Source organism: Bradyrhizobium sp. Leo170 (assembly GCF_004296405.1).
Lineage (GTDB): Bacteria > Pseudomonadota > Alphaproteobacteria > Rhizobiales > Xanthobacteraceae > Bradyrhizobium.
On the sequence record NZ_PSRR01000036.1, the window covers coordinates 1 to 14,541 of the forward strand.

The window sequence follows — 14,541 nt, forward strand, 5'->3', positions numbered from 1 at the left end:
GCGGCAGGCCGGTCCTGTTCGACGATCATGGCTTGCCGCTTCTGATCGACCTCGTGACGGTGACGACCGACACGCTGTCGTCGAAGCGGCCGGAGCTGCTGAAATTCCTGCAGGCGAGCCGTCGCGGATGGGCCGAAAACTTCGCCGATCCCCTCAAATACCCGCCGCTCTACCATGACACCTGGTTCAAGGGGACGGGATCGACGGTGGGGGCAGAGAACTTCTTCAACGCGATGCAGCCCTCGCTCATGAACCATCCGAAGGGGTTGTTCACGATCACGGAGGAGGTGATCGAGCAGAACCTGAAGTCGCTGAGCAGCGTCGGCATCACCGGACGGAAGGATATGTTCGACACCAGTCTTCTGGCCGAGATCTGACCTTGGCGGCCGAGGGATGACCATGCCGCGTGTCGCCAGCGACCTTCCGGCCAAAGCAGGGATCACGATCCTTTGCACGCTTGGCGTTGCCGTGCCTGGGAGGCCCTGGGGCATGTACCGGTCAGCGGCGTGAGGATTTTCCCGCCGCTTTCCGTGGTGGTCGCGGACGTCGGCGCCAATTCCGATCTGTACTGGGGTCATGTCGCGGCGACGGCCGCGACATCGACCTTCGGCTTCCTGATCGGCACGTCGATTGCGTCGGTCGCCGCACTGGTCTTCTGCCTGTTCCCGACGGTCGAGCGCCTGTTCCGTAGCGTCAACATCGCGCTGTTCGCCGTGCCGGCGATCGCGATCGGACCGCTTCTCGTGCTGTTGCTCGACGGCCGCTGGCCGCAGATCGTGCTGTCCGCGACCATGATCTATTTCCCGACGATGGTCTCGATGCTGGTGGGGCTCCGCGACATCGATCCGCGCCATCAAGGCCAATGGTGGTGGAGAGATCACTTTGCTGCGCTCTATCCGCCTGCGCAGCGCCATGCCGGGCGTATTAGCGGGATTGAGGGTGGCTGCGTCGCTATCGGTATTGGGCGCGATCCTCGGCGAGTTCGGCTCCGGAGAGCGCTGGGGCCTCGGCACCTTCCTGCTCGGCTCGCTCGGTCAGTCCGATGCCGACAGGCTCTGGGGGATCAGCATGGCCGCAGCGGCCCTGGCGCTGACCGGTTATGGGCTTTTCTCGCTCGGGTCTTCGATGGTCGGTGCGACGATCCCGGTCACCGTGGCGGCGGGCCGCATGCCGGACGAACTGCATGGCCAGGACGGCGAGGCCGGCTTCAAACGCTATCTTATGGTGATTGCATCGGTGGCGCTGCCGTTCGTGCTGTGGTGGGCCGTGCTGAAATGGGCCGACGTCAGCCCGATCGTCGCGCCGCGACCCTGGGATGTCGTATCCTACCTGACCTTTGCCGACGGATCCGATGAAGCGAGGTCGGCGCTGCTGCATGCCGTGGGGCAGACCATCCCGATGGCGCTGCTCGGCCTGTTCGTCGGGCTCGGCATTGCGTTTCTGCTCGCCGCACTGTCGGTGGTGATGCCGGGATTGCTCAAGGTGATCCTGCCAGCGGCCATGGTGTTGCAGAGCACGCCGCTGGTCGCCCTCACACCGATCGTACTTCTGCTCCTGGGCAGGACCATTTCGGCCTGCATCTTCATGGCCGTGGTGGTGGTGTTCTTTCCGGCCTTCGTCCTTCTGGTCCAGGGATTTGCCGTCGTGCCGCGCGCAGCGCTTGAAACCGTCGAGGTCTATGGCGGCGGTCCGATCCAGAAGCTGAGGTTCATCTCGATCCCGTATTCGTTCCGCTACATCGCGGCGGCCGCGAAGCTGGTGGCGCCGCGGGCGCTGCTCGGCGTCATGATCGCGGAGTGGCTCTTGACCGGCACGGGGCTCGGCAACCTCATGGATGTCTCGCGCGGCTCGCTCGACTACGGCATGGTATGGAGCGGGGCCGTGCTCAGCATCATGATCTCGGTGCTCGCCTATCGCGGCGCCGACCTGCTCGAGCGCTCGATCCACGTCGGTCGCGCGGCATGAGCTCATCTCAACGCCTGTGGCTGCGGGATCCGATCGCTGTCCTCGCCGAGGGCGCGGAGCGAGGGCTCATCGTCTCCGACGGCGTGATCGTGGAGCTGGTCGGCGCGACCGGCCCGCAGTCGACTTACGATCTGGTGTTCGATGCCAGCCGTCATGTCATCATTCCCGGACTGGTCAATGCACACCACCACTTCTTCCAGACGCTGACGCGGACGCATCCGCGCGCGATCAACAAGAAGCTGTTTCCCTGGCTGCAGACGCTCTACCCGATCTGGGGACGCGAATTGACCCGCGACGCGTTCCGCCTCGCGGTCAGGGTGGCGCTCGCCGAGCTGCTGATGTCCGGCTGTACGACGACCACGAATCATCTCTTCGTATTTCCCGCCGACATGCCCGACGCTGTTGACATCGAGGTCGAGGAGGCCCGCGCGCTCGGAATCAGGATAGCGTTGACTTGCGGCGCGATCGATCTCGGTTTCGAGGAGGGCGGCATCGCCGACCGCAGGCTGATGCAGGATCACGACACCGTGCTGGCGGATTGCGAGCGCGTCCTCTCGCTCTATCACGATCCGCAGCCCGGCTCGTTTACCACCTTAGCCCTGGCGCCCTGCGCCCCGTTCAACGTCACACGCCCGATGATGGTCGAGACCGCGGCGCTCGCCGCGAAGCATGACCGCAGGCTGCACACGCATCTTGCGGAAACCGAAGACGAGAACGACTACTGCCGGCAGCAATTCCGCTGTACGCCGGTGGAATATCTCGAGGATTGCGGCTGGCTATCGAACCGGACCTGGCTCGCGCACGGCGTTCATTTCAACGAGGACGAGATGCGCCTGCTTGGCGGACACGGAGTCAGCGTCTGTCATTGCCCGACCTCGAACATGCTGCTGGCGTCCGGAACCTGCCGGACGGTCGAGCTGGAGGCGTCGGCGGTCTCCGTCGGTCTCGGCGTCGACGGCAGCGCCTCGAACGACAGCTCCAACATGATGGAAGCCGTCCGGCACGCGATGCTGATGGGGAAGCTTCGCTATGGCGCCGAAGCAGTGACGCATCTTGACGCCCTGCGCTGGGGCACCCGCGGTTCCGCGGATGTCCTGGGACGGTTCCTTCTCGACGATCTGAGGTTTTCGGGCGCTGGAGATCCGCTCGTGCGGGGCCCACAGCGCCGACCGGGTGATGGTCGCCGGACATTGGCGTGTCGTCGATGGCCGACCGGTCGATATCGATCTCGCACGGCTCCGATCGATGCATGGCGAGGCCGCCAGGGCCTTTCTTTAGGCAGCGTCGCCTGCACTCGCTATCAAAGTGGTCAAATCGCGAGCAAAACTCGTCGTTCCTTGTTGATCTTTCGATTGCTATTGTGGCCCAGATGGGTGCCCACACCACCACGACGAACGCGATCAAATCCGAACGGAAGCGGCCATCGTCAGATTTCTCACGACGAGGGGACTGCTCGGGCCCCTGAATTGCTTGCTTCATTGAACGTTCAGTAAAGTAATTTGATAAACACGTGGCCATGGCCAACCTTCGGGCTCTCCTGTTGTTGGGATGGGCTGGATTGCTCCTGCCGGGCGACATCGGCGATCAAGTTCGGCACCATATTTTCAAGCATTTTGCCGCATCGCGGTCGTGCCGCTTGCGCGCGCCGACGTCGCAAATCTTTTCGTTAGGGCTGCGAGAAACCGGCTTGACGGCCTCAAAAATTTAGTAATACGTTTAGCATTATAAAAAAACTAAACATCGCGCATCGAACCGATGCGTGGGAGGAGCCCAAGCCGTTCCGGGCCCGTTTTCCGGACATGGTCCGTCTCGTTCTCCACCCATCGCTCCTCAAACTCAGGGTCTTGGCGTCGTTCCGGCAGGGAGCGCCGAGCGGGTTAGATGCTTCAACGAGAGAGGAAACGGATATGCGGACATTCAATTGGCTAAGAAGCTCGGCGGCAACCGCGGTCCTCGGGGCGGCGCTGCTGGGGATATTTGGCGGAGGCGAAGCCGCAGCCCAGAGCAAGCAGCTCACGCTGTGCTGGGCGGCATGGGATCCGGCCAACGCGCTGGTCGAGCTCGGCAAGGACTTCACCAAGCAATCCGGCATCGAGATGAAGTACGAGTTCGTCCCATGGACGAGCTATGCCGATCGCTTCCTCAACGAGCTCAACTCTCACGGCAAGCTCTGCGACCTGATCATCGGCGACAGCCAGTGGATCGGCGGAGCCGCCGAGAACAAGTGGTACGTCAAGCTCAACGATTTCTTCGACAAGGAGAAGATATCGATGGACGACTTCGTCCCGGCGACGGTCGTGGGCTATTCCCAATGGCCGAAGAACTCGCCGAACTATTGGGCGCTGCCGGCCATGGCCGACGCGGTCGGCTGGACCTACCGCAAGGATTGGTTCTCGCGGCCTGAAATTCAGTCCGCGTTCAAGGCCAAGTACGGCCGCGACCTGGTGCCACCGAAAACCTACGACGAGTTGAAGCAGATCGCGGAGTTCTTCCAGGGCCGCGAGATCGACGGCAAGAAAGTCTATGGCGCCTATATCTTCACCGAGCGCGGCTCGGAAGGCATCACCATGGGCGTGACCAACGTGCTCTATAACTACGGCTTCAGCTACGACAATCCGAAGAAGTCGTACCAGATGCAGAGCTTCGTCAATTCGGCCGATGCCGTAAGGGGGCTCGAGTTCTACAAGCAGCTCTACAAATGCTGCACCGCTCCCGGCATGACCAATGCTTACATGCAGGAGGGGCTGGATGCCTTCAAGTCCGGCCAGGTGGCGATGCAGATGAACTGGTTCGCCTTCTTCCCGGGCCTCTACAAGGACCCGAATGTCGGCGGCGACAAGATCGGGTTCTTTGTCAATCCGGCCGGCCCGAACGGACACTTCACCCAGCTCGGCGGACAGGGCATCTCGGTCGTCGCGACCTCCGACCGCAAGGACGACGCGCTCGCCTACATCAAATGGTTCGCGCAGCCCGCCGTGCAGCAGAAATGGTGGCAACTCGGCGGTTACTCGGCCCTTAAGGCGGTCGTCGATGCGCCCGACTTCCCGAAGAGCGCAGCGTTCGCACCGCAGTTCCTGGAGTCGATGGGAATCGTGAAGGACTTCTGGGCCGAGCCGTCCTACGCGCAACTGTTGCTCGACATGCAGAAGCGGGTGCACGACTACGTCGTCGCCGACAAAGGCACTGCGCAGCAAGCGCTCGATCTCCTGGTCAAGGACTGGACCAAAGTCTTCAAGGAGCAGGGCAAGCAGGTCGCGTCGCAATAGACACGGCAATCGCATTAACTGAACTGGTTTCCCCGGGGGACGTGCCTCGGGGAAGCCGAACCAGCCAGCCGATGGACCAGATGACGACGATCCTTCAACCTGATCATGCTACGATGGCAGGCATGAGCGAGCCCGCCAAATCTCGCGGCACGCGGCGCGCGCGTGGCCTTTCGGACCGAACCATGGCGTGGCTGTTCGTTGCGCCGACGATCGCCCTTTTGCTGGCGATCAACATATTTCCGCTGGTGTGGATGATCCGACTGTCCTTCACCAGCCTCAACCTCAGCATGTCCTATCTGCCGCTGCGGTTTGTCGGGCTCGACAATTTCACCGACATCCTTACCGACGAGGACGTCTGGTTTCGGCTCCAGACCACGGCGCAATTCGTGATCTGGTCGGTGGCACTACAGGTGGTCATCGGCTATGGCCTGGCGCTGTTGATCAACCGCCAGTTTCGCGGTCACAGCTTTTGGACCACGATCATCCTGCTGCCGATGATGCTGTCGCCAGCGGTGGTCGGCAACTTCTGGACGCTGCTGTTGCAGCCGCAGATCGGGCCGTTCAACTACGTGATCAGCCTGTTCACGGGGGTGCCGCCGAGCTCGTTCAGCATGACCGGGCAGGTCTCGCTCGCGCCCTGGACCATCGTGCTGGTCGACACCTGGATGTGGGCGCCCTACGTCATGCTGATCTGCCTCGCCGGGCTTCGCTCCATTCCCGACTACATCTATGAGGCTGCCGAAGTCGATCGCGCCTCGGCCTGGCGGCAGTTCTGGTCGATCACGCTGCCGATGACGGTGCCGTTCCTGATGCTCGCCGTGCTGTTCCGCGCGATCGAGAACTTCAAGATGTTCGACATGGTCAACCTCCTGACGTCGGGAGGCCCGGGATCGACCACCGAGCTCGTGTCGATCACGCTCAAGCGCGCGGCATTCGAGAAATGGCGCACTGGCTATTCGTCCGCGCTCGCCATCATCCTGTTCGTGACCGTATTCGGTGCCGCCAACATCTATGTCAAAGCGCTCAACAAGGTGAAGCAACGATGACCGCTGCCCTCGCCAAGTCCACCGCTCACTCCATCGTCGAGGCCTCGCCGCGTTCAAAGGCCGTGGCCGGCAGCCTCGTCATTCTCTACGCCGTGATCACTATCCTGCCGCTGCTCTGGATCGTCGCCACCGCGTTCAAGTCGCAGAGCGACGCCATCGCCTACCCGCCCAAGGTGATCTTCGAGCCGACGCTGGAAGGCTACGTGAACCTGTTCACCGTGCGCACCCGCCAGACGCCGGATTTCATCGCCAAGCTACCGCCGCCGGAGACCTGGTACGATAAGCTCGTGCGCCAGCGCGACATGGTCATCGCCGGACCGTCGAAGGTCGTGCCGCGCTTCGTCAACTCGCTGATCATCGGGTTCGGCTCGACATTCCTGGCCGTCTTTCTCGGCACGCTCGCGGCGTACGCATTCTCGCGATTCCGCATACCCCTGGCTGACGATCTCCTGTTCTTCATACTGTCGACGCGAATGATGCCGCCGGTCGCGGTCGCGATTCCCATCTATCTGATGTACCGGCAGCTCAACCTGACCGACACCAGGCTCGGCATGATCCTGCTCTACACCGCCGTGAACGTCTCCCTCGCGGTCTGGCTGCTGAAGGGGTTCATCGACGAGATTCCGCGGGAGTATGAGGAGGCCGCCCTCGTCGACGGCTACACGCGGCTCCAGGCGCTGCGCAAGGTGGTGCTGCCGCAGGCCGTCACGGGAATCGCGGCAACCGCGATCTTCTGCCTGATCTTCTCGTGGAACGAATATGCCTTCGCGGTTCTCCTGACCAGCGGCGAGGCGCAGACCATGCCGCCCTTCATTCCCTTCATCATCGGCGAGGGCGGGCAGGACTGGCCGGCCGTTGCTGCCGCGACCACGCTGTTCGTCGTTCCGATCGTCCTGTTCACCGTGTTGTTGCGCAAGCACCTGTTGCGCGGCATCACCTTTGGAGCTGTACGCAAATGAGCGGGTCTGCGGTTGCCAAAAGTGGAGTGTCTCGCTGGTTCAGTCGTGGGCCTTGGGAGGCCGGTGCGATGACCCTGATCGGGGGCGGCATCATCATGCTGGTGCAGCCCTGGTCCATCGATCTGTACGGCTATTCCTTCGTGACGATCCTTGCCGGCACGATTGGCTACGTCATCGTCAGCCATTTTCCGGAATAGGGCGGTCAACATGGCACAAATTCGCGTCGAAAACCTGCGCAAGTCGTTTGATCAGTTCACGGCCGTGCAAGGCTCGAACTTCACGATCGACGACGGCACCTTTTTCGCGATGCTCGGACCCTCCGGCTGCGGCAAGACGACCACGCTGCGCATGATTGCGGGCCTTGAACTGCCGACCGAAGGAAAGATCCTGCTCGACGGCGAGGACGTGACCTTCCGGCGGGCGGCGGCCCGCGACATCGCCTTCGTCTTCCAACTCTTTGCGCTCTATCCGCACATGAATGTCGCTGACAATATTGGCTTTCCCCTGAAATGCCAGGGCATGGGCCGGCGCGAGGTTCGCGAGCGGGTGCAGGAGACGACGCGGCTCCTGCGGATCGAGCATCTCTTGTCGAGCAAGACTTCAACGTTGTCGGGCGGCGATCGCCAGCGCGTCGCGCTTGGGCGGGCCATGGTGAGGCGGCCCAAGGCCTTTCTGATGGACGAGCCGCTTGGGGCGCTCGATGCCGAGTTTCGGCATCTGATGTGCGGCGAGCTTCGCGACCTGCACGATCGCATCGGCGCGACTACCGTCTACGTGACGCACGACCAGCTCGAGGCGATGTCGATGGCGGACCGGATTGCCGTCATGAACAAGGGGCGCGTCGAACAGATCGGCTCGCCGCAGGAGGTCTATGACCGGCCCGCAAGCATGTTCGTGGCCGATTTCATCGGCTCGCCGCCCATGAACTTTTTGCGCTTTGAGGGCGGCTTGAGGTCTGGTGATCGGGCCATCGCCTTCTATGACACCAGCATCGCGATCCGGGAAATCCGCGAGGATCGCGCCACTGCTCCGCTGGCGCTCGGGATACGTCCGGAGCATATCCGCTTCGCCGACGCAGCACCCGTCCGTGGCGAGGTGTTCGGCGCGGAATATCTCGGCACCACGCAGATTGTCACCGTCGACACGGCGCATGGACGCGTCGCGGCGCGGCTGCCCTCCAACGCGTCGGTGCGGATCGGCGAGACGGTGGGTCTCGAATTCCACTCCGAAAGGCTGGCGTTGTTCGATGCCAGCAGCGGCCTTGCGATCCGGACCGCCAACGAGGGGAGCGCCTGCCATGGCTGACGTCATCCTGCGCAACATCACCAAGCGCTTCGGTACGGTGGAGGCGGTGCGCGAGCTCTCGCTGGCGATCAATGACGGGGAATTCCTGGTTCTGCTCGGTCCGAGCGGCGCCGGCAAGACCACGACGCTGCGGCTGATCACCGGGCTCGAGACCCCTGACGCCGGCTCAGTCATGATCGACGGCCGCGACGTGACGCATGATCCGCCGGGATCGCGCGATATCGCCTTTGTCTTCCAGCAATATTCGCTGTATCCGCATCTCACGGTCTATGACAACCTGGCGTTCCCGCTGCGCTCGCCCGCGCGGCGCGTGCCGGGGCCCGTCATCCGCAAGCGCGTTGAACAGACGGCGGAGCTGTTGCATATCGCAAGCAAGCTGAACAACCGCGCCACCCGCCTGTCCGGCGGCGAGATGCAGCGGGTGGCGATCGGCCGTGCACTGGTTCGCGATCCCTCGATCTACCTGATGGACGAGCCGCTCTCGTCGCTGGATGCGAAGCTCCGTTCGGAGCTGCGTATCGAGCTCAAGCGCATCCAGCTCGAACTTGGCGCGACCATTCTTTACGTGACCCACGACCAGGTCGAGGCCATGACGATGGCCTCCCGGATCGGCGTGATCAAGGATGGCCAGCTCCTTCAGCTCGGCACGCCGCGGGAGATCTATGAAAGCCCCTCCAGCTCCTATGTTGCCTCGCGTCTCGGCACGCCGCAGATCAATTTCCTTCCCGCACGTCTCTTGTCCGACGTGGCGGTGCCGCCGGAAACGGAGACCGTCGGCATCCGTACCGAGCATCTGAAGGTCGGTGCGCGCAATGGCGGGCGGATGGTCGGTCGCGTCCACCGTGTCGAGCACCTCGGCGAACAGAATCACGTTCATCTGGACTATAAGGGCGAAATGCTGGTGACGCTTGCGGATCCGCATCAGCAGCCGCTAGAGGCCGGTCAGGAGGTCGAATTGCACCTGGTACATCCGCTCTATTTCGATCGCGCGGGGCAACGCATCCCCGCGGTAATTCACTAGAGGGTCAGGTCGATGTCGCTGCAACCCGAGACGTTCAAGTCGTTGATCAAGGTGGCCGCAGAGCAGGTCATCGCCAGTGCGCCGGAGCTGACGAGCCTGGATCAGGCGATCGGCGATGGCGACCACGGAATCAACATGAAGCGCGGATTCGAAGCGGTTCTGGGCAAGCTCGATGCGATCTCCGCGCAACCGCTCGACGAGGCGCTGAAGATGATCGGCAAGACCCTGGTGATGACGGTCGGCGGCGCGTCCGGGCCGCTCTACGGGAGCTTCTTCCTCGCCGCGGGCGAAGCGCTCTCGCACGACAAACACTTGCCGGACGACCTCGCGGACGTCTTCGGCAGCGGCGTGAACGCGGTGAGCGCGCGTGGCCGCTCGCAGGCCGGCGAGAAGACGATGCTGGACGTGCTTGTTCCAGTCCTGGAAACGCTGAAGACGGCGGCCGGTCAGCCGGATCTGATCGCGCGGGTCCGGGCCACCGCCGCTGAAGCGGTCGAGCGGACCGTGCCGATGCAGGCCACCAAGGGGCGGGCGTCGTTCCTTGGATCGCGCAGCATCGGACACGTCGATCCCGGCGCCCGCTCGAGTTGCGTTCTCGTGCAGGCGGTCTGCGCGAGCCTGGAGCGATGCCAATGACGGAAACCGTGGGGATCGTGATCGTCTCGCATTCGAAGGACATCGCCAAGGGCACCGCCGACATGGTGCGGCAGATGGTCGGCAGCGAGGTCAGGGTGGCGTTCTGCGGCGGCAATCCCGACGGCGGATTGGGCACCAGCGTGTCCCTGATCATCGACGCCATCAACGATGCCTGGTCCGCCAAGGGCGTCGCGATTCTCGTCGACCTGGGCGGTGCCGAAACCAACAGCGAAATGGCGGTCGAGATGCTGGAGCCTGCGCGGCGCGATCTCGTTGTCGTATGCAACGCGCCGATTGTCGAGGGGGCCGTGATGGCGGCAGCCGAGGCGGCAGGCGGTAGCTCACTGGCCCAGGTCAAGGCCGTGGCCGAGGAACTCTCTGCCGACTGAGACGTCGGCGAAGAAGAATGGAATTTGAGCATGCTGGACAAAGCGGACGGACAGATCTTCACCGACAATGTGCGCCTGGTGCACGCGGTGGGCATGCATGCGCGCCCGGCGGTCAAGCTGACCAAGCTCGCCAAGAAGTTTCAGGCCCAGATATCCGTTCGGGTCGCAGGCGCGGCGGATTGGATCAACGCCAAGAGCGTGGCCAAGATTATGGCGATGCGCGCGGCGCACGGCAGCACGATCGAGATCAAGGCGTCGGGCAGTGATGCGGAGGCCGCCGTCGCGGCGCTGGTCGATCTGATCGCAACCGATTTTCCAGACGGGACATCGTAGCATGCAGGGTGGCGCGACCGGATTGGCCTACCGCGGCAGAACCGCCTCGATCGGATTTGCCCATGGCCCGCTTGTCCGTGTCGACGCGGACACCAACGGCGAGCGTGTCGCGGGTAACCTCGTTGAAGAAGCGCTTGCCCTTCGCGCTGCGATTGACGCGGCAAGCGGGCAGATCGCGGATCTCGCGGGGATCGCCGGCGGCGAGGCTGCGCAGATTCTCGAATTCCAGGTCGCGCTCCTGGAGGATGAGGATTTTATCGAAGCGATCTTCGCATCGATCGGCGATGGCGATCCGGCGGATGTCGCATGGCGTTCGGCGCTCGACGCGCAGATCGCGGACTACAATTCGGCCGCGGACGAATATCTGAAGGCGCGCTCCTCGGACCTTGCGGACCTGCGCGACCGCGTGATCAACATTCTGCGGGGCGGTGGGGGCCAGGCGCTGAAGATTCCGAGCGGTGCCGTCGTTTGCGCCGACGATCTGCCGCCCTCGCGATTCCTGGAGATCGACTGGTCCGGCGGCGGCGGGCTCGCACTCTTGCGCGGCAGTCCCACGAGCCATGTCGCGATGTTGGCGCGCGCGCGGGGCATCCCGATGGTCGTGCAGCTCGGCGCGGTTCCGGATATCGGAGCCACGGCGCTGCTCGATGGTGAAGGTGCGACGCTCGAACTCGATCCCAGCGCCGAGCAGGTCCGCCTGTTCGAGAAGCGGCGCGAAAGCCATCGCAAGAGCAGGGCGTCTGCCCGTGCGATCCTGCGGCGGCCGACGGCATCGTGGCACGGCGAGCGGATCAAGCTGTTTATCAACATCCAGCGCGTCGACGATCTCGAGCATGCCGACGCGCAATATGCCGATGGCATCGGCCTGATGCGCACCGAGTTTCTGCTGACGGAGCGGGGCGGTTTGCCCGATGAGGAGACACAGTTTCAGGCTTACGATGCGGTGCTGCGTTGGGCCGACCGGCGCCCGGTCACCATTCGCACGTTTGACGCGGGCGGCGACAAGCCGGTGCCCGGCTTCACGCTGGATGGCGAAGCCAATCCGTTCCTCGGGGTTCGGGGCTTGCGGCTTTGCCTGGCCCGGCCCGAGATTTTTGCCATTCAGCTCCGCGCGCTGGCACGGGCCGCTGTGCGCGGAAACCTCAAGGTCATGTTTCCGATGGTCACCTCGGCGGGCGAGCTCGAGGCGGGGCGGGAGCTTTTCACCGATGTCGTGCAGCGCTTGCAGGCGGACGGCATTGCCGCGATGCTTCCCGAGCTGGGAATCATGGTCGAAGTCCCGGCGGCGGCCCTGGCTATTACGAGCTTCAAGGCCTCCTTCTTCTCAATCGGCTCGAACGATCTCGCGCAATATGTCCTTGCCTGCGATCGTTCCAATGGAGCGCTCGCCCCCTTGATGGACCCGCTGCATCCGGCGGTGCTTGAACTGATCGCGCGGACCGCCGAGCATGGGCGGCGCGCCGCGATCAGCGTCAGCCTATGCGGCGATATGGCAAGCGATCCGCGTTGCCTTCCCGCATTGCTGAACTGCGGCTTGCGCGAGCTTTCGGTGAATGCGTCGGCGCTCGCGCAGATCAAGCAGACGATCGACCGGCTGAGCAGCGGAGGTGGCCTTGGCTGACACGGCGATCGATGAGCAGGCGGCAGCCGGCGCTGTTGCGGTTTACAAGCGCATCTTCAAGGAAGTGCTGGAGAGCCGGCCGTCGGGCATGCGGCTGCGTCTGGCGCACGCCATGGGGAAGAACCGCAGCTTCGTGAGCCAGATCAGCAATCCCGCCTATCCGGTGCCGATACCCGTGCAGCATCTCAATACGATCTTCGATGTCTGCCACTTCCCGCCGCAGGCGAAGGCCGCCTTTCTTCGCGCCTATGCGCGCGCGCATCCGCGCCGGATCGGTCGGCTGACCGAAGGACCGCACGAGCGGACCTTGGCGCTGCATTTGCCCGATCTAGGCAGCGCCAAGCGCAACGCCGAGCTCGATGCGCTGCTCCAGGAATTCGCGCGGCGCCTGATTGCCATCATGCGGGAAAAATAGGCGTGGGGCCAAGGGGGAAGCGGGGAGGAGATAATGAAGAAGTTCATCAATTCGGTCGACGGCGTGCTCGCGGAGAGCCTGGACGGACTTGTGGCCGCGCATGCCGATCTCGTCGCGCTCGGACCGGAGCGGAAATTCGTGCGGCGCCGTGAGCTGAACCCAAAAAAGGTCGCGCTCGTTTCGGGCGGTGGCAGCGGGCATGAGCCGCTGCATGCGGGCTTCGTCGGCTATGGCATGCTCGACGCCGCCTGCCCGGGACAGGTCTTCACGTCGCCGACGCCGGACCAGATCGTTGAGGCCGCGCAGGCTGTTTCCGGTGAGGCCGGTGCGGTGTTCATCGTCAAGAACTATGCGGGGGACCGCATGAACTTCGAGATGGCGGCCGAGATCGCCGAGGGCCGCACGGCCACCATCGTGACGGATGATGACGTCGCGGTCGAGAACTCGACACACAGCATCGGGCGCCGCGGCGTAGCCGGTACGCTGATCGTCGAGAAGATCGTCGGCGCGGCCGCCGAAAAGGGCGCCGACCTCGAGGGCTGCGTTGCGCTCGGCGAGCGCGTCAACGCGCGCACACGTTCGATGGGCGTGGCGCTGACAAGCTGCACGGTCCCGGCCGCGGGCACGCCGACCTTCTCACTCGGCGAGGACGAAATGGAGATGGGGGTCGGCATTCACGGCGAGCCGGGACGTCGGCGCGTCAAGCTGGAGCGGGCCGATGCGATCGCGGACGAGATGACGACTGCCATCGCGCAGGATCTCGACGCGCGTGACGGGGCCGAGGCCCTCCTGCTCGTTAACGGATTTGGCGGAACGCCGACGATCGAGCTGTATCTGATGTATAACGCGGCGCGCCGGATGCTCGAGAAGCGCGGCCTGCGCATCGCTCGCTCGCTGGTCGGCAGCTTCGTCACCTCGCTGGACATGGCCGGGTGCTCGCTCACCGTAAGCTTGCTCGACACTGAGACGACCGCGCTCTGGGATCATCCCGTGCGCACGGCGGCATTGAAATGGTGATCGCGGTCGTGAGCGATAGGTGATCGCTTTCGCCCCGGCGGCTTTGCCTGAATTCGCTCGCGTTTATCGCGCTTCGATAAGATGTAGCCTTAGACAAGAGGTGATCGTGCCGGCCGGCCGCTGTCGGCGCGAAGCTGACCGCTATTGACCAGCCTCGATCTTCTTGGCTGGAGCTGGCTCAAATTGGCCCATGATGGACTGGAGCGAGAGCTTAGATTTTTCAATTGGTTAGAAGGCGGCGTGTGCACGACGTGTGCACTGGAAGATCAAGAAAAATCTATTGAGAGCCAGTGTGGGTGATCGTTCTTTGGAAGTGATGTGAGGTCCATAGAAGTCTGGGCGGCGTACAGAGTTGGGTCGAAAGGGCAGGATACTCGCGTGCGGCTTAAGAGCTGATCGTGATCGTTACGAGTAAAGCTTCGTGTTTCGCCGATCGTGCCGAGTTCTGCAGATCGCGGTGAGGAGAAAAAATACTATCGGTGGTTCGATTCCCTCCCTGGGCACCAAGTCCGCGCTAGGCTGCGATTTTGTACGATCGCGACCGCTATGGTTGGCGGAAGAATCGGCT

14 protein-coding genes and 2 pseudogenes are annotated in these 14,541 nt (G+C 63.4%); 15 read left to right on the plus strand and 1 reads right to left on the minus strand.

Annotation, left to right across the window (positions count from 1 at the left end):
• Window positions 1–377, plus strand: a pseudogene (locus CWO89_RS45775) (ABC transporter substrate-binding protein); the annotation flags it as partial.
• Between the two features lie 197 nt (window positions 378–574).
• On the opposite strand, the gene CWO89_RS09330 reads toward CWO89_RS45775, so the two are convergent.
• Window positions 575–793 (minus strand): hypothetical protein, encoded by a 219-nt coding sequence (locus CWO89_RS09330; protein ID WP_130578335.1) that lies wholly within the window; start codon window positions 791–793, stop codon window positions 575–577.
• An 89-nt stretch (window positions 794–882) separates the two neighbouring features.
• On the opposite strand from CWO89_RS09330, the gene CWO89_RS09335 reads away from it, so the two are divergent.
• From CWO89_RS09335 to dhaK, 14 genes and pseudogenes are all read left to right on the plus strand, one after another.
• On the plus strand, window positions 883–1,965 hold the full coding sequence (locus CWO89_RS09335; RefSeq protein ID WP_130578336.1) for an ABC transporter permease subunit: 1,083 nt from the start codon (window positions 883–885) through the stop codon (window positions 1,963–1,965).
• A pseudogene (locus CWO89_RS09340) lies at window positions 1,962–3,243 on the plus strand (amidohydrolase family protein). The gene CWO89_RS09335 and the pseudogene CWO89_RS09340 overlap by 4 nt, the downstream one beginning before the upstream one ends.
• Before the next feature lie 629 nt (window positions 3,244–3,872).
• A complete protein-coding gene (locus CWO89_RS09345; RefSeq protein WP_130578337.1) occupies window positions 3,873–5,231 on the plus strand; it encodes an ABC transporter substrate-binding protein in 1,359 nt (452 codons plus the stop codon).
• A 122-nt stretch (window positions 5,232–5,353) separates the two neighbouring features.
• Window positions 5,354–6,277, plus strand: a complete 924-nt coding sequence (locus CWO89_RS09350; RefSeq protein WP_245475875.1) for a carbohydrate ABC transporter permease — start codon at window positions 5,354–5,356, stop codon at window positions 6,275–6,277.
• On the plus strand, window positions 6,274–7,236 hold the full coding sequence (locus CWO89_RS09355) for a carbohydrate ABC transporter permease (RefSeq protein ID WP_130578339.1): 963 nt from the start codon (window positions 6,274–6,276) through the stop codon (window positions 7,234–7,236). Before CWO89_RS09350 ends, CWO89_RS09355 begins: the two co-directional genes overlap by 4 nt.
• 68 nt (window positions 7,237–7,304) lie before the next feature.
• Entirely contained in the window at window positions 7,305–7,433 is a 129-nt protein-coding gene (locus CWO89_RS48805; RefSeq protein ID WP_283813524.1) for a hypothetical protein, read from the plus strand.
• Between the two features lie 10 nt (window positions 7,434–7,443).
• The gene (locus CWO89_RS09365) at window positions 7,444–8,541 is read left to right on the plus strand and encodes an ABC transporter ATP-binding protein (RefSeq protein WP_130578341.1); all 1,098 of its coding nucleotides are present in this window, start codon (window positions 7,444–7,446) and stop codon (window positions 8,539–8,541) included.
• On the plus strand, window positions 8,534–9,562 hold the full coding sequence (locus tag CWO89_RS09370; RefSeq protein WP_130578342.1) for an ABC transporter ATP-binding protein: 1,029 nt from the start codon (window positions 8,534–8,536) through the stop codon (window positions 9,560–9,562). The genes CWO89_RS09365 and CWO89_RS09370 overlap by 8 nt, the downstream gene beginning before the upstream one ends.
• A 12-nt stretch (window positions 9,563–9,574) precedes the next feature.
• On the plus strand, window positions 9,575–10,198 hold the full coding sequence (gene dhaL / locus CWO89_RS09375; protein ID WP_130578343.1) for a dihydroxyacetone kinase subunit DhaL: 624 nt from the start codon (window positions 9,575–9,577) through the stop codon (window positions 10,196–10,198).
• Window positions 10,195–10,587, plus strand: coding sequence for a dihydroxyacetone kinase phosphoryl donor subunit DhaM (gene dhaM, locus CWO89_RS09380; RefSeq protein ID WP_130578344.1), 393 nt, complete (start codon window positions 10,195–10,197; stop codon window positions 10,585–10,587). Before dhaL ends, dhaM begins: the two co-directional genes overlap by 4 nt.
• 30 nt (window positions 10,588–10,617) lie before the next feature.
• Entirely contained in the window at window positions 10,618–10,920 is a 303-nt protein-coding gene (locus tag CWO89_RS09385) for an HPr family phosphocarrier protein (RefSeq protein WP_165421071.1), read from the plus strand.
• A gap of 1 nt (window position 10,921) precedes the next feature.
• Complete coding sequence (gene ptsP / locus CWO89_RS09390) at window positions 10,922–12,541, plus strand: phosphoenolpyruvate--protein phosphotransferase (protein ID WP_130578346.1); 1,620 nt, start codon at window positions 10,922–10,924, stop codon at window positions 12,539–12,541.
• Window positions 12,528–12,956 (plus strand): hypothetical protein, encoded by a 429-nt coding sequence (locus tag CWO89_RS09395; protein WP_130578347.1) that lies wholly within the window; start codon window positions 12,528–12,530, stop codon window positions 12,954–12,956. Before ptsP ends, CWO89_RS09395 begins: the two co-directional genes overlap by 14 nt.
• Window positions 12,957–12,989: 33 nt before the next feature.
• Window positions 12,990–13,973 carry a dihydroxyacetone kinase subunit DhaK gene (gene dhaK, locus CWO89_RS09400; RefSeq protein ID WP_130578348.1) on the plus strand — a complete coding sequence of 328 codons (984 nt, stop codon included), beginning with the start codon at window positions 12,990–12,992 and terminating at the stop codon, window positions 13,971–13,973.
• Window positions 13,974–14,541 lie beyond the last annotated feature (568 nt).

Coding starts and splice junctions, on each gene's coding strand:
- dhaL (WP_130578343.1), top strand. CDS start 9,575: ATGTCGCTGCAACCCGAGACGTTCAAGTCGTTGATCAAGGTGGCCGCA.
- dhaM (WP_130578344.1), top strand. CDS start 10,195: ATGACGGAAACCGTGGGGATCGTGATCGTCTCGCATTCGAAGGACATC.
- ptsP (WP_130578346.1), top strand. CDS start 10,922: ATGCAGGGTGGCGCGACCGGATTGGCCTACCGCGGCAGAACCGCCTCG.
- CWO89_RS09370 (WP_130578342.1), top strand. CDS start 8,534: ATGGCTGACGTCATCCTGCGCAACATCACCAAGCGCTTCGGTACGGTG.
- CWO89_RS09330 (WP_130578335.1), bottom strand. CDS start 793: ATGGTCGCGGACAGCACGATCTGCGGCCAGCGGCCGTCGAGCAACAGC.
- CWO89_RS09355 (WP_130578339.1), top strand. CDS start 6,274: ATGACCGCTGCCCTCGCCAAGTCCACCGCTCACTCCATCGTCGAGGCC.
- dhaK (WP_130578348.1), top strand. CDS start 12,990: ATGAAGAAGTTCATCAATTCGGTCGACGGCGTGCTCGCGGAGAGCCTG.
- CWO89_RS09350 (WP_245475875.1), top strand. CDS start 5,354: ATGAGCGAGCCCGCCAAATCTCGCGGCACGCGGCGCGCGCGTGGCCTT.
- CWO89_RS09385 (WP_165421071.1), top strand. CDS start 10,618: ATGCTGGACAAAGCGGACGGACAGATCTTCACCGACAATGTGCGCCTG.
- CWO89_RS09365 (WP_130578341.1), top strand. CDS start 7,444: ATGGCACAAATTCGCGTCGAAAACCTGCGCAAGTCGTTTGATCAGTTC.
- CWO89_RS09345 (WP_130578337.1), top strand. CDS start 3,873: ATGCGGACATTCAATTGGCTAAGAAGCTCGGCGGCAACCGCGGTCCTC.
- CWO89_RS48805 (WP_283813524.1), top strand. CDS start 7,305: ATGACCCTGATCGGGGGCGGCATCATCATGCTGGTGCAGCCCTGGTCC.